The 23,927-nt window shown below is 60.7% G+C and carries 20 protein-coding genes, 1 tRNA gene and 1 pseudogene; 9 read left to right on the top strand and 13 right to left on the bottom strand.

All coding sequences use genetic code 11. The features are described from left to right. Window positions 1-79 precede the first annotated feature (79 nt). Window positions 80-946 carry a LysR family transcriptional regulator gene (locus ACS4RR_RS18425; protein ID WP_260110525.1) on the bottom strand — a complete coding sequence of 289 codons (867 nt, stop codon included), beginning with the start codon at window positions 944-946 and terminating at the stop codon, window positions 80-82. A gap of 90 nt (window positions 947-1,036) precedes the next feature. Between ACS4RR_RS18425 and ACS4RR_RS18420 the strand changes: the two genes are divergently transcribed. Beyond that, window positions 1,037-1,300, top strand: a complete 264-nt coding sequence (locus ACS4RR_RS18420; protein ID WP_260110526.1) for a hypothetical protein — start codon at window positions 1,037-1,039, stop codon at window positions 1,298-1,300. Here the strand turns inward: ACS4RR_RS18420 and ACS4RR_RS18415 are convergent. After that, on the bottom strand, window positions 1,251-1,583 hold the full coding sequence (locus ACS4RR_RS18415; protein WP_260110527.1) for a hypothetical protein: 333 nt from the start codon (window positions 1,581-1,583) through the stop codon (window positions 1,251-1,253). The genes ACS4RR_RS18420 and ACS4RR_RS18415 overlap by 50 nt on opposite strands. Before the next feature lie 354 nt (window positions 1,584-1,937). On the opposite strand from ACS4RR_RS18415, the gene ACS4RR_RS18410 reads away from it, so the two are divergent. Both ACS4RR_RS18410 and ACS4RR_RS18405 read left to right on the top strand, forming a co-directional pair. Then, entirely contained in the window at window positions 1,938-2,378 is a 441-nt protein-coding gene (locus ACS4RR_RS18410) for a glyoxalase superfamily protein (protein WP_017963646.1), read from the top strand. 85 nt (window positions 2,379-2,463) lie between these two features. After that, window positions 2,464-3,831 carry an MATE family efflux transporter gene (locus ACS4RR_RS18405; RefSeq protein ID WP_456189107.1) on the top strand — a complete coding sequence of 456 codons (1,368 nt, stop codon included), beginning with the start codon at window positions 2,464-2,466 and terminating at the stop codon, window positions 3,829-3,831. 44 nt (window positions 3,832-3,875) lie between these two features. Here the strand turns inward: ACS4RR_RS18405 and ACS4RR_RS18400 are convergent, their stop codons facing one another. From ACS4RR_RS18400 to ACS4RR_RS18365, 8 genes are all read right to left on the bottom strand, one after another. Continuing rightward, entirely contained in the window at window positions 3,876-4,037 is a 162-nt protein-coding gene (locus tag ACS4RR_RS18400) for a hypothetical protein (protein ID WP_222387270.1), read from the bottom strand. 163 nt (window positions 4,038-4,200) lie between these two features. Continuing rightward, complete coding sequence (locus tag ACS4RR_RS18395) at window positions 4,201-5,037, bottom strand: helix-turn-helix transcriptional regulator (RefSeq protein WP_260110529.1); 837 nt, start codon at window positions 5,035-5,037, stop codon at window positions 4,201-4,203. A gap of 163 nt (window positions 5,038-5,200) precedes the next feature. Then, complete coding sequence (locus tag ACS4RR_RS18390; protein WP_162119002.1) at window positions 5,201-5,428, bottom strand: DUF1127 domain-containing protein; 228 nt, start codon at window positions 5,426-5,428, stop codon at window positions 5,201-5,203. 89 nt (window positions 5,429-5,517) lie between these two features. Beyond that, window positions 5,518-6,315, bottom strand: coding sequence for a 5-deoxy-glucuronate isomerase (gene iolB, locus ACS4RR_RS18385; RefSeq protein WP_260110530.1), 798 nt, complete (start codon window positions 6,313-6,315; stop codon window positions 5,518-5,520). A 190-nt stretch (window positions 6,316-6,505) separates the two neighbouring features. Then, window positions 6,506-7,423 (bottom strand): myo-inosose-2 dehydratase, encoded by a 918-nt coding sequence (iolE, locus tag ACS4RR_RS18380; protein ID WP_222387269.1) that lies wholly within the window; start codon window positions 7,421-7,423, stop codon window positions 6,506-6,508. 168 nt (window positions 7,424-7,591) lie between these two features. Further along, window positions 7,592-9,442 (bottom strand): 3D-(3,5/4)-trihydroxycyclohexane-1,2-dione acylhydrolase (decyclizing), encoded by a 1,851-nt coding sequence (gene iolD, locus ACS4RR_RS18375; protein WP_260110531.1) that lies wholly within the window; start codon window positions 9,440-9,442, stop codon window positions 7,592-7,594. 201 nt (window positions 9,443-9,643) lie between these two features. Beyond that, entirely contained in the window at window positions 9,644-11,578 is a 1,935-nt protein-coding gene (locus ACS4RR_RS18370; protein ID WP_456189106.1) for a bifunctional 5-dehydro-2-deoxygluconokinase/5-dehydro-2-deoxyphosphogluconate aldolase, read from the bottom strand. Between the two features lie 92 nt (window positions 11,579-11,670). Then, complete coding sequence (locus ACS4RR_RS18365) at window positions 11,671-12,546, bottom strand: MurR/RpiR family transcriptional regulator (RefSeq protein WP_222387266.1); 876 nt, start codon at window positions 12,544-12,546, stop codon at window positions 11,671-11,673. A gap of 206 nt (window positions 12,547-12,752) precedes the next feature. Between ACS4RR_RS18365 and ACS4RR_RS18360 the strand changes: the two genes are divergently transcribed. The 3 genes from ACS4RR_RS18360 (at window position 12,753) to ACS4RR_RS18350 (ending at window position 15,531) form a co-directional block, all read left to right on the top strand. Next, window positions 12,753-13,868 (top strand): Gfo/Idh/MocA family protein, encoded by a 1,116-nt coding sequence (locus tag ACS4RR_RS18360; RefSeq protein ID WP_017963655.1) that lies wholly within the window; start codon window positions 12,753-12,755, stop codon window positions 13,866-13,868. Between the two features lie 185 nt (window positions 13,869-14,053). Continuing rightward, window positions 14,054-15,271, top strand: a complete 1,218-nt coding sequence (locus ACS4RR_RS18355; RefSeq protein WP_260110533.1) for an NAD(P)/FAD-dependent oxidoreductase — start codon at window positions 14,054-14,056, stop codon at window positions 15,269-15,271. A 169-nt stretch (window positions 15,272-15,440) separates the two neighbouring features. Beyond that, window positions 15,441-15,531 (top strand) — tRNA-Ser (locus ACS4RR_RS18350). A gap of 43 nt (window positions 15,532-15,574) precedes the next feature. On the opposite strand, the gene ACS4RR_RS18345 is transcribed toward ACS4RR_RS18350, so the two are convergent. Then, window positions 15,575-16,765 carry an IS481 family transposase gene (locus tag ACS4RR_RS18345; RefSeq protein WP_260109368.1) on the bottom strand — a complete coding sequence of 397 codons (1,191 nt, stop codon included), beginning with the start codon at window positions 16,763-16,765 and terminating at the stop codon, window positions 15,575-15,577. Window positions 16,766-17,403: 638 nt separating this feature from the next. On the opposite strand from ACS4RR_RS18345, the gene ACS4RR_RS18340 reads away from it, so the two are divergent. Beyond that, the gene (locus ACS4RR_RS18340; RefSeq protein WP_260110534.1) at window positions 17,404-18,471 is read left to right on the top strand and encodes a porin; all 1,068 of its coding nucleotides are present in this window, start codon (window positions 17,404-17,406) and stop codon (window positions 18,469-18,471) included. A 612-nt stretch (window positions 18,472-19,083) separates the two neighbouring features. Here ACS4RR_RS18340 and ACS4RR_RS18335 read toward each other — a convergent pair. Together ACS4RR_RS18335 and ACS4RR_RS18330 are read right to left on the bottom strand one after the other, a co-directional pair. Then, window positions 19,084-19,980 (bottom strand): alpha/beta fold hydrolase, encoded by an 897-nt coding sequence (locus ACS4RR_RS18335; RefSeq protein ID WP_260110535.1) that lies wholly within the window; start codon window positions 19,978-19,980, stop codon window positions 19,084-19,086. 64 nt (window positions 19,981-20,044) lie between these two features. Then, a complete protein-coding gene (locus ACS4RR_RS18330) occupies window positions 20,045-22,120 on the bottom strand; it encodes a lytic transglycosylase domain-containing protein (RefSeq protein WP_260110536.1) in 2,076 nt (691 codons plus the stop codon). Between the two features lie 214 nt (window positions 22,121-22,334). Between ACS4RR_RS18330 and dapA the strand changes: the two are divergent. Both dapA and smpB read left to right on the top strand, forming a co-directional pair. Then, window positions 22,335-23,218: pseudogene (gene dapA, locus ACS4RR_RS18325) on the top strand (4-hydroxy-tetrahydrodipicolinate synthase). A 209-nt stretch (window positions 23,219-23,427) separates the two neighbouring features. Beyond that, complete coding sequence (gene smpB, locus ACS4RR_RS18320; protein ID WP_026154084.1) at window positions 23,428-23,907, top strand: SsrA-binding protein SmpB; 480 nt, start codon at window positions 23,428-23,430, stop codon at window positions 23,905-23,907. Window positions 23,908-23,927: the final 20 nt, after the last annotated feature.

Here is a 23,927-nt window from a genome sequence, read left to right as displayed (position 1 = left end):
TAGAAACAGAAGGGTAGGGCGGTTACCCGCTCTAGCGGCACCCTGAGGAATCGCTTGTCGAGAGGCCCGCGTTTTGGTGTCATGCCGATGGTCTCTGCCCGGCAAACAGCTCTTCATGATTGGCAAAGAGCGCCGCTAGGCGGTCGATGACGGTCCTGACCTCCGGCCGTTGCCGTTCGTCGTCATGCGCAACGATCCACATCTCGTAGGTCAGTTCGTCGATGACAGGGCCGGCGCGGACAAGCTTGCGCTCCTGATCGCCGATGAAACAGGGAAGCACCCCGCGGCCGGCACCGCCGCGGATCAGATAAAAGAGCATATGCGGCGTGTTCGTCCAGCTGGTGATCCAGGAATCCGGCTGTTCGAACGTCCATTTGTCCGCCGGCGTGATGGCGGTATCGGTGCCGAGCGAGATCCAATTGCAGTTGGCCGGGTCATAGCTGGCCGCCTGATAAGCCGCATGCACCACCTTGACCGAACGGCGGATCGCGACGTTGCCGCTCTCCGGCCGGCTGTGGCGAATGGCGATATGCGCCTCGCGATAGGTGAAATCGACGCTCGCATCGCATGTCTTGTAGCACATGCGGAAGCTGTCCTTCGGCGTCCATACGCTAGACAGATGGTCGGCGACGAAGCGTGAGGTCCAGCTGTCGGCGGCCGTCGAGACGATCGGCAGTGTCAGCACCTCGCCGCGCCAGTCGGAAATCGCACGCGCCGCATCCTGCATCAGCCGGACGCGATCGAGCAGCTCCTGCCCGTCCTTCGCCAGCAGATAACCGGTGGGGCCGCGGCTGAACAGCGATCGGCCCGTCACCCGTTCGAGCGCCAGCATGCGCCGGCCGATCGTCGGCGCGCTGAGCCCGGTACGCACTGCCGCCGCAGAAAGCCCGCCGCCGGTGGCAACATGGAAGAAAAGTTGCAGGTCGTCCCAGCTCGCATCTTTCATGGACGAAAACCCCCTTTCCCCAGCGCCTCTACATCGAGAGGGCGCGAAGGCTTAGCTCAAATGCTCCAGCAATAGATGGAGGATGAAGCAATGCTTCTCAACTGGGTTGTTCTCTTCAGGGAGATCGAAATCCGCAATCGCCGGATCCGCCGTGGTCCCTTGGCCGATCCGCTTGCCGATCCGCTAGATAGGCCGGAGTGGCGCGGATTTCTCTGGGCCGTTCCGGCAATCGCGCGTCTCGCCGCAAGACGGGGCGGCGAAACGAAGGCGACGCGCCGTGATGATTCACGGATCGGAAAAAGCCTCAGCTTTCGAAGTTCAATCGCAACACGTGGTGCAGGAATTCCGGATTGATCAGCATGTTGAAGCTGATCGTCACCAATTCGCCCTCGCGCTTGACCACGGTCGCACCGATCTCGTCATGGATGCCGAGGATTTCGAGGAAGAAATGGCTCGGCATTTCCAGGTTCGGGCTGACTTCGAGCAATGCGCCGGCAAGCGTGATCGTGCGGATCAGGCAGCGCAGCTGCGTTCCGGTGCTGAGGTGATGGCCGACGAAGATGATGTTGCCGGGCCTGTCGAGATCGAATTCCCTGTAAGCACGTTCCGGCTTGGGGTGTTCTGTGTCGAGGTGCATCTGAAAGGCCCTTTTAGCCTCCGCTTGTAATACGACAGGATATTAGCTGAAGAATGCTGACATTTGCTGAAGAACACCGTTAAGATTGGATGCTTATGTAAAAGCCGCGGGAAAATCGCACCGATTTCGTGCAGATTTGCCCCAAAGTTGCGCATTCCCAAGGCAGATGCGCCATTCTTGACATGTCGGCGGCGTTCGCGCATACAAAGACCGGTTCGAGGCACCGGCCGCTCGCGGATGAAAATCCATGGTGAAGCCCTCGCGATCATGGTCACGGCCCTTTGTGCATGCTGACTGGCGGCAATGCGAGCTCCCATCCGCAGTCGAAGAGCATGCCTTCCGAAGGCTCAGTCCATGACGACGACCTATCCTGCCATTGACGAATTGAAGGCTCAGGCCAAGCGCCTGCGCCAGGCGATGAACGATCGCGGCACCCCGCTGACCCACAGTGCGGCCCTGGAAATGATTGCCCGCCAGCATGGCGCGCGCGATTGGAATACGCTTGCAGCCCTTGCGGCAAAGCCCAATGCTAGCCCGAAGACGCCGCTCTTCGTCGGCGCGCATATTCGCGGCCGTTATCTCAATCAGCCGTTCACCGGCGAAGTTTTGGCGCTTTCGGCCCTGCCGGGCGGCGATCTGCACAGGATCACCATCCATTTCGACGAGCCGGTGGATGTCGTTACCTTCGAGAGCTTCTCGGCCTTTCGCCGGCGTGTGAACGCGCAGATCGATGCTGACGGCGTCTCGCCGAGGAAGACCTCGAACGGCGTGCCGCATCTGGTGCTCGATCTCTAGATTGTTTTTATCCTTTTGAGGCCCTCCGGATCCGCATGACTTTTAAGCCGGATCGGACCCTGCCTCCTATCGCACGGATTTCTCCATGACCGATCTTTCTGAAGGCAATACCTTTCTCACCGGCTGGCTGCCGGGCGTCTTCATCAAAACGGCGGCACCGATCGTCGCGATCACCACCGTCAACGGCCTGTTCACCGTCGTCGACGCCTGTTTCCTCGGCGCCTATATCGGCCCGGACGCGCTCTCTGCTGTCAGCCTGATTTTCCCCGGGCTGATGCTGCTGGTCGCCCTGCAATCGCTGGTCTCCAACGGCATGGCGAGCATCCTCGCCCGCCGGCTCGGCGCCGGCAATCGCGATGGGGCGCGTCGGGTGTTTGCCGGTGCGCATGCGCTGGCGCTTGCCGTCACCCTCATCCTCAATCTGGTCTACTGGACGGTGGGCCGGCAGGTCATCGATGCCGGTGCTGCCGGCAATACCACTGTTGCCCATAGCGCCATGCTGTTCATGGGCGCGTTGATCGCTTGTGCGCCGGTCAGCTTCTTCTTGTCGCTGCATCTCGACGGATTGCGCTGCGAAGGCAAGATCGGTTTCATGACCTTGGTGACGCTATCGGCCTCGCTGCTCAACATCCTCGCCAATTGGCTGTTCATGGCGGTGATGCATTGGGGTGTGCTCGGTTCGGCAGCCGGCTCCATCGCATCGCAATTCCTCTGTCTCGCAGCCGTGCTCGCCTATCGCTGGCGCCGGCCGGCGGCACTCAGGCCTTCCCCGGGGTTGGCTCTTGCCGAATGGCACGGCATCGTCGCCTTCGGCGCGCCGATGAGCCTCGGCTTCATCGGCATATCGCTGGCCTCGGCCGCGATTCTGATCAACGTCTCGCTCTGGAGCACGCATGATTACGTCGCGACGGTGGCCGCCTATGGGATCATCACCCGGATCATGACATTCACCTACCTGCCGCTGCTTGGCCTCTCCATCGCGCTGCAGACCATCGCCGGCAACAATCACGGTGCCGGCCTCGGGCTCCGCGTCGGCCGCAGTCTGCAGATCGCCATGCTCGCGGCACTCGTCTATTGCACTCTGGTGGAGATCACCGTCGAGGTGTTGGCTGGCCGCCTCGGCGCCGTCTTCGTTGCCGATCCGGCGATCATTGCCGAGGTCAGGCGAATTCTTCCGTGGACGATCGGCGCCTATTTTCTCTTTGGGCAGATGCTGATCCTGTCGTCCTATTTCCAGTCGATCGGTGATGCGCCGCGCGCGGCGATCTTCGGCCTATCGCGGCCCTATCTGCTCACCCTGCCGCTCACCTTCCTGCTGCCCTTCGTCTTCGGCGAACAGGGAATTTGGATGGTGCCGGTCGTTGCCGAGGCAGGCATGTTCATCCTTGCCTTCCCGGTGCTGTCGCAGAATGCGAAACGCCGTGGCTGGCGCTACGGGCTTTTACCAACCTGAGATGGAAAAGCCGCACTCACCAGCGCGGCTTTTCCTGCCATTGTCTATTTCTTGCCGCTCAAAGCGGCCGAAGTCGCGGCTTCCGCCTCGTTCAGCGCCTCGGCGCATTCCTGGCAGCAGACTTCGACAGTCTTGCCGCCGAGCTTGACGGTAATGGTCTCTGCGCCGAGTTCGCAGTCGCAGGCGGCGCATGTGGTCTTCTTCATCTGGTGATCCTCCGGTTGATCGTCCCGCGATCGGGACAGGCTCATAAGACATCGAACACTGCATTGCCGCTGTCGAAATCTTTAGCGATCGACCTCCTGCATAATTCAAAGTGCTGCAGTGTCCCTTACAGTTCTTGAAAAGACATGACGGCGCTGTAGGCTTTCACCTGCGCCGCAGTTGCGCCGCTCGCTGGAATTCGGCCGGAGTCTGCCCGAAGGACTGCTTGAAGGAAGCGCTGAAATGGCTGTGGCTGGAAAATCCGAGATCAAGCCCGAGCGCCGTCAGATCCTTATACTGGCCGAGCAGATCAAGCGCGCGGGCAAGCCGCAGCCGCAGCTGGTAGCGATAGAGCGGTGTGGCCTCGACCTGCTGGAAGACCTGGGTGAGATAAACGGGTGAGACGCCCACTTCGGAGGCGATTTCCCCGAGCGTCCAGCGCCGCGCGAGCTCGGAGGAAAGCACCAGCTTTGCCCGGTCGACGAGTTTCTGCCGGCCGGCGCTGGCGCCCGCGGCATGCGATGTGCGCTCGCCGAGCGAACGGCGCACGAGCGTCAGCGCCAATATTTCCGCTTCCAGCGTTTCGGCGACGTTGCGGCTGAGACCATGACGCAGGAGAGCGACCAGGGCCTGCGCGCGCGGATCGATCCGTCGGCGCTGGCGGCGGAAGGCAAAAGGCGGGCCGGGCTGCACTTGCTCCTTCGGCGTAAGCTCTTCGAGCATGGATTCGTCGATCGCCAGATCGATGCAGGCGTCACCTCCCTCGATGGGATGGCTGATCCGATATCCCTGGCCGGCATTGAAGAACAAGACCTGATTGGCTTCGGCCACCGTATCATTGCGGCCGACATGCCGCATGAAGACCCCGCGATAGGGATAGACGAGGCTCGTCCTGTGGGCGCATTCCTCGTCGCTTTTGTGCCGGCACTCGCCATTGCAGACGATGTCACGAATGGTAACCGTCTTCGTTTTCAGGAGCGGCGCTGTTGAAAACTGCGACATTGCCTGTTCCGGGTCAGACGGCCGCCCGACGAGGCGACCGACTGCATAATTCCCTAAATCGGGATTGATTGAAAGAATTATGCAGCGGTTCAAAATGCTACGGCGTTCTTTGCGCGTCTGAAAAGACGGGCTACGCTGTAGGGCATGGTATCACCCTGACGTTTCAGTAACGACTATAGACGTGAACGTCGCTTTCCGTTTGCCCCCTGGAAAGGCCGATATCCTTCAGCTGCTCATCGGAAAGTTCCATCAACGCATTCAGGTTGCGTCGTTCGCTCACCTTGCGTGCCAGCCAGTGGGCAGCGGTGATGATCGCAAGAAAAAGGCCGGGCCGTATAGAGCGCGAAGAGCGAGTATTTCGGGCCGGTATCGTAAAATTCGAGCTGTGCATGGTGATCCTCCATCCGTGTTTGGATGGAGGCAGTGAACCATCAGCGGCGGTTTCGCGCTGTCAGATTATTTAGCGATCGGAGGCGACGCTTACGCTTTCAGCAGCCACTCATGCTCGGCGGCATTGTGGAATTTCCAGATCCGCTGCGGTCCGGCCATGACGTTGAGGTAGTAGAGATCGTAGCCATGGCAGGCGGCGCAGGGGTGATAGCCCTTCGGCACCAGCGTCACATCGCCGTCCTCGATCGCCATCGCTTCGTCGAGCGAACGATCGTCGGTATAGACGCGCTGGAAAGCGAAGCCCTGCGGCGGGTTGAGCCGATGGTAATAGGTCTCTTCCAGGAAACTCTCGTTCGGCAGGTCATCCCGGTCATGTTTGTGCGGCGGGTAGGAGGAGGTGTGTCCACCCGGCGTGATCACCTCGACGACCAGCAGCGAATGCGCCGAACTGTCGTCCTCCGGCATGATATTGTTGACGTAGCGCACATTCGTGCCCTTGCCGCGCGTCACCTGCGGATGCGTGCCGGGCGGGATAGCCTTTGCCTGATAGGTACCGCCGCCAGGTGCCGAGCAGACCGCGAGCTCCAGATCGGTCTCCGCCGTCACCGACCATGTCGATTCCCTAGGGATATAGAGCGCATGCGGAGCGCCTTCGAACGGGTTCATCCGGCCGCCGAGCGTGCCGAAATCCTTGGTGCCGGCAGACGCCTTGCCCTTGCCTGTCACCCAGACAAGGCAGACTTCCCGATCGCCCGTCTCTCCCGAAACGGTCTCGCCCGGCTTCATTCGATGCAGATCGAAGCCGACATAGGTCCAACCGGCATTTTCCGGGGTGACATGCGTGACGCGGCCGTGGGTGCCGGACGGTTTCACCTTGAGATTTGGCATTGGTGTTTTTCCTCTTGAGTTGGAAAATTCCCCTCCCAACCCTCCCCGCAAGGGGGAGGGGCTAACCTCCCGTGCTGTCTCGCCCATATTACGGTGTTCCTTTTGCAAGGTGGCCGTTGTCTGGTGTGGGCGGTGCCAAGTTAAGTCCCTCCCCCTTGTGGGGAGCGGTTGGGGAGGGGCCTTGTACTCGCTATCCCTTGGGGAAGCCTTCCGTTTCGACGGTATAACCAGCAGCCGTCATGACGCGCATCAGCTCGGCGTGGCCGATCTCGGCCATTTTCTGCGGCGGGGCCTTGCGCGGATCCTGTTCGGCCTCGACAACGAACCAGCCTTCATAGCCGTGATCGGCCAGCCGCTGGACGATGGCGGCGAAATCGAGCGAGCCGTCGCCCGGCACCGTGAAGGCGCCAAGCGCCACCGCATCGAGGAAGGACTGCCGGCTGCGATCCAGCCCATCCACCACCGGCTTGCGGATATCCTTGACGTGAACATGGTTGATCCGGGCGTGGTGGTTTTCGATGGCGCGCAGCACATCGCCGCCGGCAAAGGCCAAATGCCCAGCATCGAGCAGCAGCGGGATGCCTTCGCCCGAATGGCGCATGAAGGCGTCGAGTTCCGGCTCGGTTTCGACCACGGCGGCCATGTGATGGTGGTAGGAGAGCGGCATGCCCCACTCGGCGCACCATTCTCCAAACTGGGTGACGCGGTGCGCATAGGCCTTCATCTCGTCATCGGAAAGACGGGGCTTGGTCGCGAGCGGCTTGGAGCGGTCGCCCTGGATGGAGCGGCCGACTTCGCCATAAACGATGCAAGGTGCGGCGACGGCCTTGAACAGTTCGATCATCGGCGCGATACGGTCCTTGTTGGCGGCAAGCTCCTCGTCAACAAGCGTGCCCGAGAACCAACCGCCGCACAGCGTGACGTCGGCGGCGCGAAGGATGGGCAGCATCACCTCGGGATCGTCGGGGAAGCGGCGGCCCTTTTCCATGCCGGTAAAGCCGGCACTGCGTGATTGCCGCAGGCATTCCTCCAGGGACACATCGTCGCTGAGCTCAGGAAGATCGTCGTTCCACCAGGCGATGGGCGACATGCCGAGTTTGGCCTTCATCAACATTCTCCTTAAAAGCATTGCGGAAGGGCCGGGACGCTCTTCCGAGAAATGATAGCACCACAGTGCCGCGCGCCTTTTCAGACGCGCAAAGGACGCTGTAGCACCTCGAATTGCTGCATAATTTTGTCCTTAAATCGGTCCCGATTTAAGGAATTATGCAGTAGATTAGCCGATGCGCTGGGCAGCACGTGCTTCGACATAGCCCTTGCGCGCTTCGTTGACCTGTTCGCGCGGGCTGACCTCAGGCACCGCGACATCCCACCAATGGCCGCCGGCCTCCGTGGTAATGAGCGGATCGGTGTCGATGACGAAGACCGAGGTGCGGTCGTTTTTCTTCGAGTCGGCGATCGCCTGCTCGAGTTCGGCGATCGAGGCGACCTTGACGGCGATGGCGCCCATGCTTTCGGCATGCGCGCGGAAATCGATCTCCGGCATCACCTCGTGGTAGGAGTCCTTCAGCAGATTGTTGAAGTTGGCACCGCCGGTTCCCATTTGCAGCCGGTTGATGCAGCCATAACCGCGATTGTCGAGCAAGACGATATTGAGCTTGAGGCCAAGCATGACCGAGGTGGCAATCTCGGAATTCATCATCATGTAAGAACCGTCGCCGACCATGACGACGACATCCCGTTCGGGATGTGCCATCTTGGCGCCCAGCCCGCCGGCAATCTCATAGCCCATGCAGGAAAAGCCGTATTCCATGTGATAGCTGCCCGGCGCCGTCGCCGGCCAAAGCTTGTGCAATTCGCCGGGAAGGCCGCCTGCAGCACAAAGCACCGTCGTATTTTCGCCGCCGAGCGTGCGCGCCACCGCGCCGATCACCTGCGCATCGGAGGGCAGGGCGGCATTGGTCGTCGCCATCGCCCTGTCCGCTGCCTCCATCCAGACCTTCTTCTCCGCAGCCGCCTTCTCGACGAGGGCTGCCGGCGCCTTCCAGCCCGAAAGCCCTGCCGACAGTGCCTTCAGCCCTTCGCGGGCGTCAGTCACCAGTGGATAACTGTCGTGCTTCACCGCGTCATAGGCGGCGATGTTGAGCCCGATCATCCTGAGGCTGTCGTTCTTGAACAGTGCCCAGGAGCCGGTGGTGAAATCCTGGCAGCGCGTGCCGACGGCGATGACCAGGTCCGTCTCCTCCGCGATCACATTCGCCGCCGACGTGCCGGTGACGCCGACCGAGCCGAGCGCCAGCGGATGGGTTTCGTTGATCGACGACTTGCCGGCCTGGGTGACGACGACGGGAAGGTCGTGAGCCTCGGCAAAGGCGGCAAGCTCCTTCGTCGCCTGCGAATAGAGCACGCCGCCGCCGGCAACGATCACCGGCTTCTGCGACGCCTTGATCAGCGCGATGGCATTCGCCAACTCGTCTGCATCCGGCTGCGGCCGGCGGGTCGTCCAGACTTTTTCATCGAACAGGCTTTCCGGATAATCGAAGGCTTCTGCCTGAACGTCCTGGCAGAGCGACAATGTTACCGGACCGCAATCGAGGGGATCGGTCAGGACCTGCATGGCGCGCTTCAGCGCTATGATGATCTGCTCGGGCCGGGTAATGCGGTCGAAATAGCGCGAAACCGAACGGAAGGCATCATTGGCCGAAACCGTGCCGTCGCTGAAATCCTCGATTTGCTGCAGCACCGGATCCGGCGCGCGGTTGGCGAAGACGTCACCCGGCAGGAAGAGAACGGGAATACGATTGACGTGCGCCACGCCGGCGGCCGTCACCATGTTCAGCGCCCCGGGGCCGATCGAACTCGTGCAGGCCATGAAGCGCGTTCGGAAATTCGCCTTGGCATAGGCGATTGCGGCATGCGCCATGCCCTGTTCGTTGTGAGCGCGATAGGTGGTCAATTCCTCGCGCACCTGATAGAGTGCCTCGCCGATGCCGGCGACGTTGCCGTGACCGAAGATCGCCCAGACGCCGCCGAAGATCGGCACTTTCTTGCCGTCGACGATCGTCATCTGTGCTTTCAGGAAATGCGCGACGGCCTGCGCCATCGTCAACCGTATCGTCTTGCCCATCGGGTCCTCCCGCAATCTTTCTTTTCGCGTTTTCCCCTCCTCAACCCCTCCCCACAAGAGGAGGGCTAACCTGCCGGGCTCTCTAAATTCTCGCCGCAACGTCTCCTCCAAAGGGAAGCTTGCTGATGGCGTGAGGCGGTGCTCCGGGTTAAGTCCCTCCCCCTTGTGGGGAGGGGTTGGGGAGGGGTCTTAATTCTCAGTCTACTGAGGTCCGCGCGTCTTCAACCACGCCTCTGTCAGGTGCCGGAAGCGGCCGGCCATATCGGCGATCGCTTCCTCGTCGTTCATTTCGCCTGAAAGCCAGGCGCGCGCCGGATCGGCAAAGATCGTCCGCCCGACGGCGAAACCCTTCACGGAGGGAGCCGCCAGCGTCGCCTCGAAGCAGGAGATCAGCTCGTCGGCGGGCGCCTCGAGCCCCAGGAGCACGATACCGCGGCACCATGGATCATTTTTGGCGATCACTGCATCGATCTTCTTCCAAGCTCCACGGGATGCTTGCGGCTCCAGTTTCCACCAGTCCGGCTTGATGCCGAGCGCATAGAGCTCCTCCAGCGCGGTCGCGATCGTATCGTCGGTGAGCGGCCCGTTCTTGCCGGCGATGATCTCCACCAGCAGCTCGCGGCCGACCTTGCGGGCGGCCTCGAACAGCGTCCGCAGCTTCTCCTGCTGCTCCGTCTTCAATTCAGCCGGATCATCGGGATGATAGAAACACAGGCACTTGATGCAATGGCCGAGCGGCCATTCCACAAGCTGCGAGCCGATATCCTGGCTGAATTCGAAGCGGAGCGGCTTCGAGCCCGGCAATTCCACCGGCCGGCCGATCCAAGAGAAATTCTTCGTCGCCGCATCGAAGAAAGCGTCGCGGCCGAAGCGTTCGTCGATCAGCATGCCGTAGCCGTCGCGGCCGTTCGAAACCCGCGCCGCTGCCGCCACCGCCAGCCGTTTGAAGGCGACGATCTTCTCATGGCCGACGCCGAGCTCATCGGCGACGCTGACGAGCTGCGAACGGTGGTCGATCGCCAGCGCCATCAAAAGCGGGATTTCGCCGCGCCGGGTCGATGCCCAGTGAATATGGTTGAGCGCCTCGTCCTTGCGCAGCGCCCGGTGCTTGCTGCCGGTCGTCAGGAAGAAGTCGAGTTCCGCCCAGGTCGGATATTCCGGCGAGCAGAGCAGACGAGAGACGGCGAAGGCGCCGCAGGCATTGGCCCAGGTGGCGCAGGTCTTCAGCGGCTCGTCGCGCAGGAAGCCGCGCAGGAAGCCGGACATGAAGGCATCGCCGGCGCCCAGCACGTTGAAGACCTCGATCGGGAAACCCTGGCCGATGATGCCGGCTTCGAGATCGTCGGCGATCGGCCCGTCATAGACGATGCAGCCCATGGCGCCGCGCTTGAGCACGATCGTCGCCGGCGACAGCCGGCGGATCTCCTTCAGTGCGCCGAGCACGTCGTCGGCGCCGGAAGCGATCAGGATTTCCTCTTCGGTGCCGACGATGAGGTCGCAATCCGGCAGCGTCTCCTTCATCTTCGAGGAGACCCGGTCGGATTTTACGTAGCGTTCGAAGCCTTCCGCATGGCCGGCAAGGCCCCAGAGGTTCGGCCGGTAATCGATGTCGAAGATCACCTTGCGGCCGTTCGCCTTGGCGATGCGGATAGCTTTGCGTTGTGCGGCCTCCGTATTCGGCCGGGAGAAATGCGTGCCGGAAACGAGAACGGCGCGCGACGATCTGATGAAATCTTCGTCGATATCACCTTCATCGAGCGCCATGTCGGCGCAGTCCGACCGATAGAAGATCATCGGCGACACGCCCTCGGCCTCGACCGCCAGCAGCACCAGCGCCGTCAGCCGCTCCTTGTCGGTGACGATGCCGTCTGTCGCCACGCCTTCGCGTGCCGACTGCTCGCGGATGAAACGTCCCATCTGCTCGTCACCGACGCGGGTGATGAGGCCGGATTTGAGGCCGAGCCGCGCCGTGCCGATGGCGATATTGGCCGGGCAGCCACCTACGGACTTGGCGAAGGAACCGATATCCTCCAGCCACGAACCGATCTGCTGACCGTAAAGATCGACCGAGGAACGGCCGATGGTGATCACATCAAGCGCCGGCTCCGGCTGTGAACCCGGATCTGATTGTACCATGATGTCCTCCCGCTAGATTTTGCGCGGCTTCCAGTGCCTGCGAATTTTCAATAATGAAACATCGGTTCCGATATTTTGTCAATTCGGAATGTTTATTCCATTTTGCCTTTTACAGGTTTTGACTGCTGATCCTTGCGCCGCCGCTCAGCGATTGCAACCGGCAATGCCATAGTGAGCGCCATCGAGGCCGAAAGCGAGCGGAAGCCGGCAAAATCGGCCTCCGCCACCTCGAACCAGTGCGTGGCGCAGGCGGCAAGCGGCGAGAAGGCCGAATCGGTGATCGCGATGACGGGGACGCCGCGGTCGGCAAGATCCTGGCTCTGGCTGAGGCTGTCGGCCGCATAGGGCGAGAAGCTCGCCGCGATCGCTGCATCCTTCGGTGTTGCGAACTGCACCATTTCAGGGTCGACGCCGTTTGGCGAGGCGACGATCTGATGACGGATGTTGAGCTTGGAAAAAGCGTAGGTCATATGCGCCGTCAAAGGGTAAGAGCGCCGTTTGGCGATCAGATAGATCGTCTCGGCGTTAGCAAGGATATTCACCGCTTTGGTGAAAGTATCGCTCTGCACCGTCGCCGCCAGCCGGTTGACCGACTGGTTTGCCGCGGCAATGAAGCCGGAGAGCAGATTGGCGTCCTCATCGTCGCCGTTCGATTGCTCGAGCGTGACGAGGCGCTCTTCGTAGCTCAGCGTCCGGTCCCGCAATCTTTCGCGAAAGATGCTCTGCAGGTCGGAAAAGCCTCCATAACCCAGATGATGCGCCAAGCGCACCAGCGTCGAGGGCTGGACGTCGGAGGCTGCCGCGATGCTTGCCGTCGTTCCGAAGGCGATTTCGTCGGGATTGCCGAGCGCGAAGGCGGCGACCTGCGCCAGCCGCTTTGGCATGCTCGCCTTGCGCTCGATGATGGCGCTACGCAGGCTTTCGAAATCGCGCGGCACACGCGCGTGCCTCTGGGGATCGTTATCCATGCTTACGGCTCACGAGATGAAACAAATATTCCATATTATCGAACATAAACGATTTCAAACGACACCGCTAATTGTTTTTAATCCCCTGTAATTGAAGGCTTTTAAACAATCTGCTCGGGAAGAGCGTAGAAATGCCTGCGAGCAGGTCCTTGTCAAAATGATCCAAATATTCCAAAAATCCGCGCACAGCTCTGGAGGAGACGGAAATGAAGCCACTCGGCATCGGTTTGATCGGCACTGGTTATATGGGCAAGTGCCATGCGCTGGCGTGGAATGCGGTAAAGACGGTGTTCGGCGATGTCGAGCGTCCGCGTCTTGTGCATCTCGCGGAAGCCAATGCCGAGCTTGCTAAGACTCGTGCCGGTGAATTCGGTTTCGAGAAGGCGACGGCCGACTGGCGGGCGCTGATCGCCGACCCCGAGGTCGACGTGGTCTCCGTCACCACGCCCAATCAGTTTCACCCCGAGATGGCGATTGCAGCCATCGAGGCCGGCAAGCATGTCTGGTGCGAAAAACCAATGGCGCCGGCCTATGCCGATGCCGAGCGCATGCTGGAAACGGCGAAGCGATCGGGCAAGGTTGCCGCCCTTGGCTATAATTATATTCAGAATCCCGTCATGCGGCATATCAGGACGCTGATTGGCGAAGGCGCCATCGGCACGGTCAATCATATCCGCGTCGAGATGGATGAGGATTTCATGGCCGATGCCGATGTCTTTTTTTATTGGAAGAGCGAGCTTTCCGCCGGCTACGGCGCGCTCGACGACTTCGCCGTCCACCCGCTGTCACTGCTCTGGTATCTCTTCGGCCATGTCGAGGCCGTCATAACGGATATGGTAAAACCCTATGCCGACCGCCCGCTGAGCGAGGGTGGCCGCCGTGCCGTCGAAAACCACGATGGCGCCAACGTGCTGATGCGGCTTGGCGGCGGCATTTCCGCCGTGTTGATGGCGAATCGCGCCGCCTGGGGCCGTAAGGGCCGCATCGCCCTGCAGATTTTCGGCTCGAAAGGCTCGATCGTCTACGACCAGGAGCGCATGAACGAATTCGAACTCTATCAGGCCGACGGCCGCGGCTCCGAACAGGGCTTCCGCAAGATACTGGCGGCACCTGCCCATCGGCCTTATGATCGGTTCATTCCGGCACCAGGCCACGGCCTCGGCTTCAACGATCTGAAGATCATCGAATGCCGCGAGCTGATCCGGGCAATATCAGGCGAGCCGTCGTCGATCGTGACATTCGAAGACGGTCTCAGGATAGAGAAGTCGGTGCATGCCATGGCACAGTCCTTCCACGAGCGCCGCTGGATCGAGATCGGCTGAATGTAAGAGGCCGCTTTCCGTTGACGGCGCACGGGCTACTGCATAATCCCTGAAATCGGGATCGATTTCAGGGATTATGCAGAAACTCAAAATGCGACAGCGTCCTTTGCGTGTCTGAAAGATGCGCGGCGCTTTACAGGACAGGCCTTGGCGTGGGTGTCGGGCGCAGCTTCAGGAGTGAGATCGTGACGGATAGACTGGTGATCATCGGCGCTGGACAGGCCGGTTTCGCATTGGCGGCCAAGCTGCGTGCGTTGAAGGATGCGCGCCCGATCACCCTCCTCGGCGCCGAGGACGTAGCTCCCTATCAGCGTCCGCCACTGTCAAAGAAATACCTGCTCGGTGAAATGGCCTTCGACCGCCTGCTGTTCCGCGCCGAGCACTGGTATGCAGACAATGACGTCGATCTTCGCCGTTCAACCTGGGCCGAGCAGATCAAACCGGACAGCAAGCAGGTCCTGCTGCAGGACGGCTCTGTTCTCGATTACGGCACGCTGGCGCTGACCACCGGTTCGACGCCGCGCCGGCTGCCGGCCGCGATCGGCGGCGATCTCGAAGGCGTCTATGTCGCCCGCGACAAGCGCGATGCCGACCTGCTTGCCGACGAGATGCGTCCCGGTCGCCGCGTCCTCATCATCGGCGGCGGTTATATCGGTCTCGAGGCGGCGGCCGTTGCCCGCCATCGCGGCCTGGAAGTCACCGTCATCGAGATGGCCGACCGCATCCTGCAGCGCGTCGCGGCGAAGGAGACGGCCGACATCATGCGCGCGATCCACGAGACACATGAGGTGGTGATCCGCGAGAAAACAGGGCTCAAGCATTTGATCGGCAAGGATGGCCGCGTCACCGGCGCCGCACTTTCCGACGGATCGGTCATCGACCTCGATTTCGCCGTCGTCGGCATCGGCGTCGCGCCGAACGACCAGCTTGCCAAGGAAGCCGGCCTCGAAGTCGCCAACGGCATTGTCGTCGATGAATTCGCCCGCACCTCCGATCCGGCGATCTTTGCGGCCGGCGATTGCGCCGCACTTCCCTGGCAGGGCGGCCGCATCAGGCTCGAATCGGTGCAGAACGCCGTCGACCAGGCCGAAGCAGCGGCAGCCGTCATCGCCGGCGGCAATGAGCCTTATGCGCCGAAGCCGTGGTTCTGGTCCGACCAGTATGACGTCAAGCTGCAGATTGCCGGCTTCAATCTCGGTTATGACGAGACGTTGCTGCGTCCCGGCACCCGTGAAGGCGCCCATTCGGTTTGGTACTTCAGGGAAGGCATGCTGATCGCCGTCGATGCCATCAACGACGCGAAAGCCTATGTGACCGGCAAAAAACTGCTGGAATCCGGGACTAACCCCGACAAATCGATTCTCGCCGACCCTTCTGCTGACCTTAAGAGCCTGCTCGTCTGAGATCGGCCTCTTCATCGAAGAGAACGAAGCGCGATCAAACTCCGCGGATCTCGGCAGGTGGCGAGGTCTGTTTGCGCAACCAGCCGAATTGCCGCTCGCTGCATTTCTTCTGGTGAAAGCTCAAAAAACCCTTGCAATCCCAGACCGGTCGCCATAGTTAGGCCGCACCGGAGAGGTGGCCGAGTGGTCGAAGGCGCTCCCCTGCTAAGGGAGTATACGTCAAAAGCGTATCGTGGGTTCGAATCCCATCTTCTCCGCCATTCTGATTTTGTCCATTCCCGACACATAGGTAACGGAACGTACCTAAGACATGGGTGACAACCTCGTGCCGAACGGGTTGTCGATGGTTTGCAAGGTTCTCTGCTCCAGGTCGATATATCCCAGATCATAGTGCATGAAGCTGACGAGCCAAATGCCGTTGTCGACTTCTTTGATGCCGAGTTTCTGTCCGGCCATGACGGTTGAGATATTGATCTTCTTGCGGTGCATACAGATGCGTCCACAATGGGTGACCAGCACGTCGCGGTCATGGAAGGGGTATTCGATCTCGGGCAGGCCGGTATAGAGGCGGTCTGACGGCCGATAAATCTCTGCCGGATGCCGCATGTTCAGCGCCTCATGTGGGCGTTCCTCGTTGAATTCGCGGATGAAGTCATCGAAGCGTGCCTGCTGTTGGAGGATCGTCCTGCCGGGCGGGCGGGTGGCCTCCTTCTTCAGCGTCAGATGCATGCGCTCGTGGCGGCCGTTCTGCTGCGGGTGACCGGGTTTGATGCGCTCGATGCCGATGCCGAGCCTCAGCCACCAGACCGACAGCTTCGACAGATTGTAGAGCCCATTGGGGCTGGCGAAGGGCAGACCGTTGTCGGAGCGGATGGCGGTGGGCAGCCCGCGTTCGGCAAAGAGCCTGCGGAAGGCTTCGAAGACGCCCTGCTCGCGGGTCGATTCGAAGGCCTCGCAGCAGAGAAGGTAGCGTGATGCCTGGTCGGTGACCGTCAAGGGGTAACAGTAGCGTCCGTTGCCGAGCTTGAACTCTCCCTTGAAATCGGCGCACCAGAGGTCATTGGGAGCAAGCGCTTCACCAAGCACCGTTCCCACGGCCTTGTTCGCCCGGTTCCTCTTGCGGGCCTGGCTCACAAGGCCGTGTCGGTCGAGCACGGCATGCACGGTGCTTGTGGCGGGAATGCGCACATCGCCTGCAAGCCGCTTGACCAGAAGCTCCCGGATTTTGCGTGCTCCCCAATATGGTTTTTCCTTCTTCAGTCGCACGATCATCGCCGTGACTGGCTCGGGCAACTGGTTGGCATAACGGACCGGTCGGCGCGACCGGTCCGTCAGGGCATCAAGCCCTTCGTCCTTGTAACGGTTGAAGATCTTGTAGCCGGTCTTGCGCGAGATGCCGAATTCCCGGCAAACATCGCTCATACCCTCGCCCTCAAGCAGCCGGGCGACAAATCGAAGACGTTCCTCCATGACCGAAATCTCTCTCCACGGCATCAACACCTCCCGCTTCAAAACGGAAAGTGTTACCCATGTCTCCGGTACAAAACGTCACCTATCTCTCAGGTCGGGCATTTCCTGAGCATGCGTCGATCTTTAATTTCCGGCAGGGAATCATGTTCGCTTGGTCGACTATGCCTTTGGCCGGACGAACGAGAAAAATCTCTCTGCGTCGAGTGAGAGAATCGTCTGCGGGAATCAGTTCCCGCGCTCACGCCCGGCAAGTGGCGAAAGCTGGATCCGTGCACGTTCGGTTACGCTTCCTGTAATCACGAATCCCCCGCAAGAGCTGCATTTTGTCAAAAAAGTGTCACGAATGTGTCGCAAAGCGCATGTCCAATTCTTTGTTGACCGGACCTAAGCCTCCGCAAAATCAGGGTTTTCTTAACAAAACATAAAGGAAATCGAGGCTGGCTGCCCGACTTGTGTCCTTTCAGCAACAGAATGTCGGGAAGGCTCCCTCAAATCCCCCATCCGAGCAAGTTGGTGATTGCGCGACGGCCTGCGTCTTGTATTTTCAGCGTCGGAAGCAAGGGCGACTGATCGTCCACTTCTTGAAACACGGGGATGGGGCAGGGAACGCTGCTCAGCGAAAGATCCCAAACCCGATCGAAACTTTGAATTGGAGGTCATTTATGAACATCAAGAGCCTTCTTCTCGGCTCCGCTGCTGCTCTCGCAGTAGTTTCCGGTGCTCAGGCTGCTGACGCTATCGTTGCTGCCGAGCCGGAACCGGTTGAATATGTTCGCGTCTGCGACGCTTACGGCACCGGCTACTTCTACATCCCGGGCACCGAAACCTGCCTCAAGATCGAAGGCTACATCCGTTTCCAGGTCAACGTTGGCGAAGATGTCGGCGGCGATTCGGATTGGGATGCCGTCACCCGCGGTCAGGTTCAGTTCACGGCCAAGAGCGACACCGAATATGGTCCGCTGACCGGCGTCATCGTCATGCAGTTCAATGCTGACAATGCCACCGATCAGGAAGCCATCCTCGACTCCGCTTACCTCGACGTCGCGGGCTTCCGCGCCGGTCTGTTCTACAGCTGGTGGGACGATGGTCTCTCTGGCGAAACCGACGACATCGGTTCGGTCGTAACGCTGCACAACTCGATCCGCTATCAGTATGAAAGCGGCACCTTCTACGCCGGCCTCAGCGTCGATGAACTGGAAGACGGCGTTTACCAGGGTACCTTTGCTCCCGGCGTCATTCCCGGCACCACCGTCTTTACTGCGGACGATGGTCCGAACAATGTCGGCGTTGCCTTCGGCGTTGGCGGCAAGGCTGGTGCGTTCAGCTACCAGGTCACTGGCGGCTGGGACGTCGACAACGAAGACGGCGCTATCCGTGCAATGGGTACGGTTGACATCGGTCCCGGCACGCTCGGCCTCGCCGGCGTATACTCTTCCGGCCCGAACTCGTACTACTCCTCGGCTGAATGGGCTATCGCTGCCGAATACGCTATCAAGGCAACCGACAAGCTCAAAATCACCCCGGGCGTTCAGTACTACGGCAACTACTTCGGCGGTGGCACGGAAGTTCCGGAAAACTTCGACGGTCTCGGCGATGCTTGGAAGGCTGGTCTGACGGTTGATTACCAGATCGTCGACAACTTCTACGCCAAGGCTTCGGTTCAGTGGCTCGATCCGGAAGACGGCGACGACACCACGACGGGCTACTTCCGTCTGCAGCGTTCGTTCTAATTTGATCTGACTTCGGTCAGTCAGGAAAGCCCGGCTCTCGAGCCGGGCTTTTTGTATTGGTGCGCCCAGCATGGGCGCACTCTTGTGGGTGGAAGTCTCATCGTAAGCTGGTCATAGCGAGCGAAGAGAAGCGCAACTGCGGAAGGGCGACCGACCGTGGGGAGGAAGCGTGAATCGAAACTGCGGGCCGATGAACAAGAACCGGATATGAGGCGGTGCCGACCAGGGCGAGCGGGCAATGAACCGCAAAGCTCTTGTGACCAAGGGGCGGTGGCGTAAATCCGGCGGTCGTGCAGGGAAGGAGTGCGTTCTTACCTGGGGAGATCTCGCCTCATGCCTGAAAGGGCGACGGTGTCGAGCCGGAGCGAGAAGTCAGCAGAGGCCGTAGTAGGGAGCGCACTGGCGCGCGAACGAAGGGCCGAAGGAGTGGAAGGGAGAGCCGCTGGTTATCCGATTTGAACGGTCTCAGATGGTCGCGCCAGCGAAGCTCGCCGATCTGGCAGGTAGGGTGAAGCCCGAAGGGCCACGGCAGCGAGAAATCAAATCCGCCGAGGCTCCCCCTATGCCGATTGGACGAAGGCACATTGTGCCCGCTGACCGGTTTCGATGAGGTTACCGGCAGGCGGCGAGAAAAGCTCGTATTGCTGTGGGGATGTTATCAAGATGCAGGAGCGGGGCATGTCCTTGCCCTTCGGCAGTATGTCGGATCAACCCCGAATGCCGCCGCGCCATTTCGCCTGCGCTTTCCAGTGAAAGCAGCGAAGTGTTTTCACCGCGGATCAGCATGAGCGGCAACCGGCCCAGGCTTTCGAATTGCTCCCAGAGATCAGGCAGCGGCTGGCTGAAATCGATCGATTTCAGCGCCTCCGCAATCGCTGGATCGTAATCGGCAACAGGCCTTCCATCGATATCCCGACAAAGGGCAAGCGCCATCTCGTGCCAATCTTCTTCTGCAAGCGCGGTAAATGACGCGCCATGATTTTCCTTCAGTATAACGGCCGCCTCGTTCCAGTCCCCCGGCTTCCTGCCGCTGTTGAGGTAGTCGCGGATCCGCGCCAGACCCTCAGCCTCGAGCACCGGCCCGATATCGTTGAGGATGACGGCTTCGAGAAGATCCGGTCTCGTCGCTGCGATCAGATGCAGGATCAGCCCGCCCCGCGACGTGCCGATGAAGATCGCCCGCTCGATGCCGAGTGTCGTGCAAGCGGCAATGACGTCGCCGGCCTCGATGGCGAGATTGTAGTTCGCCTTGTTCTCGTCCCAAGCCGAATTTCCCCGCCCGCGCGAATCGAGTGCAATCACCCTGCGTGGCGCCGTCGTGTCGCGGGAAAGAAGCAGCGCAAGCGGATGAAAATCCCGCGTATTGCGGGTCAGGCCGGGCAGGCAGACGATCGGCAGTCGTCCCGCGGTTGCCACCTCGCCGGGCCGATAGTCGCGGGCATAAAGCTTCAGCCCATCCGAAGACGCGTAAAATCGTTCCTGGAAACCACTTGCATCCGTGTCCGGCATCGCATCCCTCGAGAGTTGTTGATCCCGCAGATGTAGCTTGCTTTTCGAGCCGCGCCAAACGGCTTCAGGAGGCGCTGCGTCCGCCGACAAGGTCGCGCTCGATGTCGGTCGGCTGTCCGAGACGGGCTTTGTAGACCTCGTAATTCTCCATCACCCGCTGCACATAGTTGCGCGTTTCGGGGAAGGGGATGCGCTCGATCCAGTCGACGATTTCGTCGATCGGCCTACCGCGCGGATCGCCGTAACGGCCGATCCATTCCGGTACCCGCTTCGGCCCAGCATTGTAGGCAATGAAGGTGAGGATATAGGAACCGCCGAAGGCGTCGATTTGCTCGCCGAGATAGTGCGCACCGAGTGTGGCGTTATAACCGGCATCGGCCGTCAGCTTGTCCTTCGAATAGGCGATGTTGTGGCGCTTTGCCACCGCCTGGGCTGTTCCCGGCAGAAGCTGCAGCAGTCCGCGTGCATTGGCCGCCGATACGGCGGCCGGATTGAAGGCGCTTTCTTGCCGGGCGATGGCATAGGCGAGCGCCTTGCCGGAGCCTGATATATTGGCGTTCGCCGGGATAACGCCGACCGGAAAGGCGAGCGCCGCGACATCGATGCCGCGTCCATAAGCGATCTTGCCAATCTGCAGCGAAAGATGATGATCGCCGGATTGCTCTGCCTGTGCCGCGAGGACAGCCAGTTCACCCGGGCTCTGCAACTGATCGGCAAGCGCGAGATAGAGAATATCGGCCCGCCACCCATGGCCGGCGGCCTCCAGCCGGGTGATTGCCTGCACGGCTTCGCGTGCCTGGTAGCGTTGCCGGTCGGCAGTGCTCGGCGACGGATAGGTGACATTAAGCGTCTTTCGCCCCAGCCTTTCGGCCGCGAGCTGGCCATAGAAGGTGCCTGGAAAATCCGCGGCCTTTGTATAGAATTCGCTGGATTTTCCGGGGCCGCCGGCTTCGGCTGCCCGTCCCAGCCAGTACCAGGCGCGTGAAACCGAGATCGGCCCGTTCGATGTCTCGAGGATCTTGCGGAAATGTCTTTCCGCCGTTGCCGGGTCCTGCAGGCCGCGAAGCGCGTACCATCCGGCATGGAATTCAGCCTCGACGATATCCGTCGGGCTCGTTGCGGCGTAGTTTGCGACGATGCGATAGGCAGGCTTGAATTGTCCCTGGTCGACGAGACCACGGCTGACGATGCGTTGCTCGTTCCACCATTCGCCGGAGTTGACGAGTTCGCTGCGCTCCGGCGGCATTTGCTCCAGAAGTCCTGCCGCCTCGGCATATTTGTCCTGCTTGCGTAGATATTCGATCCGCGCAAACAGCAGGCCGGCATCGGTGCGCCACTTCGCATCGACTCCGTTGAGCAAAGCGCCGGCATTGGCCGCTTTGGCGTCGACCGCAGCCCAGGCCTTGTAGAGCGATTGCGCCTGGCCCATGTCTCCGAAGCGCTTGGCCTGTGCCACCCGGCCGCGATACATCAGATAGTCCATCCGCGCCTTGTGGTCGGCGGGTGTCAACAGCGCGGAAAACTCGATGAGGATCTTGTCCTCGGTCGCCTTGTCGAGAGCCTCTCCACGCCAAACCTTGCGGATGTATTTTGCCGCTTGCGCTTGGCCGCCTGATGCAACCAGCGCCCGGCCGAGGACGACCGCACCCTGCATCGTCTCAGGCGCGGTATCTCCGAAGGCGGCAAGTATGGCGGGAGGGGCGGGATTTTCGTCATAGAGCGCGCGCTCGGAATAGGCGCGCAGCCGCGAAACGCCCGGCCAGCCCTTGAGCTCCTGCGCGGCACTGGCGATTTCATAGGAGGGAACGCCCTTCAATCCGGAAACGGCAATCGCCCAGGTGAGGATATGGCGGTCGAGCGTAGCGTCGCGCATGCCGTCGCGGATCGAAAGCGCCAGCTGCGGGTCCTTGTCGGAAAGCGCATCGAGGCCGGCTTTCAGGTCGCCGTTGACAGGCGCGATTGCCGGGTTGTGCGGAATGGCACCCGTTGTGATCGATTCCGGTATGGATGTCTCGGGAATGAAGCCGAGCGGCTTGACCTCAGGCATCGAAGGGCTCTCGCCGGGAAGCGGCGACGCAACGCTGCCCCACGCAGCGGCAATGAAGCCGAAGGCGGACAGAATCAGGACAGCTTTCTTCATCCGGGATCTCGCAACGAAAACACGCCCTGCCATTAGGCTAGAGGCATCTTAACGAAACCTTACCGTACCAGGTAAAATTCGTTCACATCTGCTATCGGAATTTGCCCTAAACCGAACTCTACGCGCTTGTCGCGATGATTTCGGCGCTCTATGGTGCGCAATTCTTATTCATGGAATGCGGCCGAAGCAAGGATTTGGTCGTGAGGAGCTTTGCATGTTCAATGGGTCCATTCCCGCCCTCGTCACCCCCTTCACCGATGCCGGACTGATCGACGAAGACAGCTTCGCCGCTCATGTCGACTGGCAGATCAAGGAAGGCAGCGGTGGTCTCGTTCCGGTCGGCACGACGGGCAGATCCCCGACGCTGTCGCATGCCGAACACAAACGGGTCGTGGAACTCTGCATCGAGGTTGCCGCAAAACGCGTTCCCGTCATGGCTGGCGCCGGCTCGAACAATACGCGGGAGGCGATCGAGCTTGCCCAGCATGCCGAAAAGGTCGGTGCGAACGCCGTTCTGGTCGTCACTCCCTATTACAACAAGCCGACGCAGAAGGGTTTGATCGCGCATTTTTCGGCCATCGCCGATGCCGTCGATCTGCCGATCTATATCTATAACATCCCCGGCCGCTCGGTGGTCGATATGACGCCGGAAACGATGGGTGCGCTCGCCAAGGCGCACAGGAATATCGTTGGCGTCAAGGATGCGACGGGCAAGATCGAGCGCGTTTCGGAACAGCGCATCACCTGCGGGACGGATTTCCGGCAACTGTCTGGCGAGGATGCGACGGCGCTGGGCTTCAACGCCCATGGCGGTGTCGGCTGTATTTCGGTAACGGCCAATGTCGCCCCACGCCTCTGCGCCGATTTCCAGGCGGCGACACTGGCAGGCGATTATGCCCGCGCCTTGAATATCAGGATCGGCTGATGCCGTTGCACAAGGCGATTTTCCTTGAGCCGGGTCTTTGCGGCGCCAAATACGGGCTCTCCAGGCTTGGCCGGATGAGCCGTAACGTCCGCTCGCCGCTGCTTTCGACGCTGGAACCGGCAACGGAATCGGCCATCGACGCCGCCATGCGCCATGCCGGCCTGTTGAACTGACGAGACCGGCCTTCTTCACAAGACAGGGTCTCTCCCTTACATAAAGGGCAAGGAATGAGGGCGCGGCTTTTCGCGCCCTAGTTCCGAATGATTTTAGGCTGGACCGGCCTAAAGCCATCCAGACGTACATCAAAGAAATAGAGCATGATGGCACCCGAAAACCGCTCACACTTTTCGGCATCATGCTCGGAAGCAATTGGAATATCGTCATGGCCCCCAAAGGCAGCCAGCGTGTAGTGAACAAGGTTGTGGCGGAAAACCGCAAGGCCCGCTTCAACTACGAGATCATCGATACCTACGAGGCCGGCCTCGTGCTGATGGGCACGGAGGTCAAGTCGCTGCGCGAAGGCAAGGCCAATATCGCCGAATCCTACGCCTCGGATGAGGGCGGTGAGATCTGGCTGATCAATTCCTACCTGCCGGAATATCTGCAGGCCAACCGCTTCAATCACGAACCGCGCCGGCGCCGCAAGCTGCTGTTGTCGGGCCGTGAAATCCATCGCCTGCGCTCCGCCATCAACCGCGAAGGCATGACGCTGATCCCGCTGAAGATCTATTTCAACGACCGTGGTCGGGCGAAGATGGAACTGGCGCTCGCCAAGGGTAAGAAATTGCACGACAAGCGCGAGTCGGAGAAGGAACGCGATTGGAATCGGCAGAAGAGCCGCCTGCTGAAGGATAGAGGCTGACAGTATGACGATGGCTGGCA

It is taken from the genome of Rhizobium zaerense, from assembly GCF_051810725.1.
GTDB classification, from domain to species: domain Bacteria; phylum Pseudomonadota; class Alphaproteobacteria; order Rhizobiales; family Rhizobiaceae; genus Rhizobium; species Rhizobium leguminosarum_I.
This window is presented reverse-complemented; position numbering and strand designations above follow the sequence as displayed.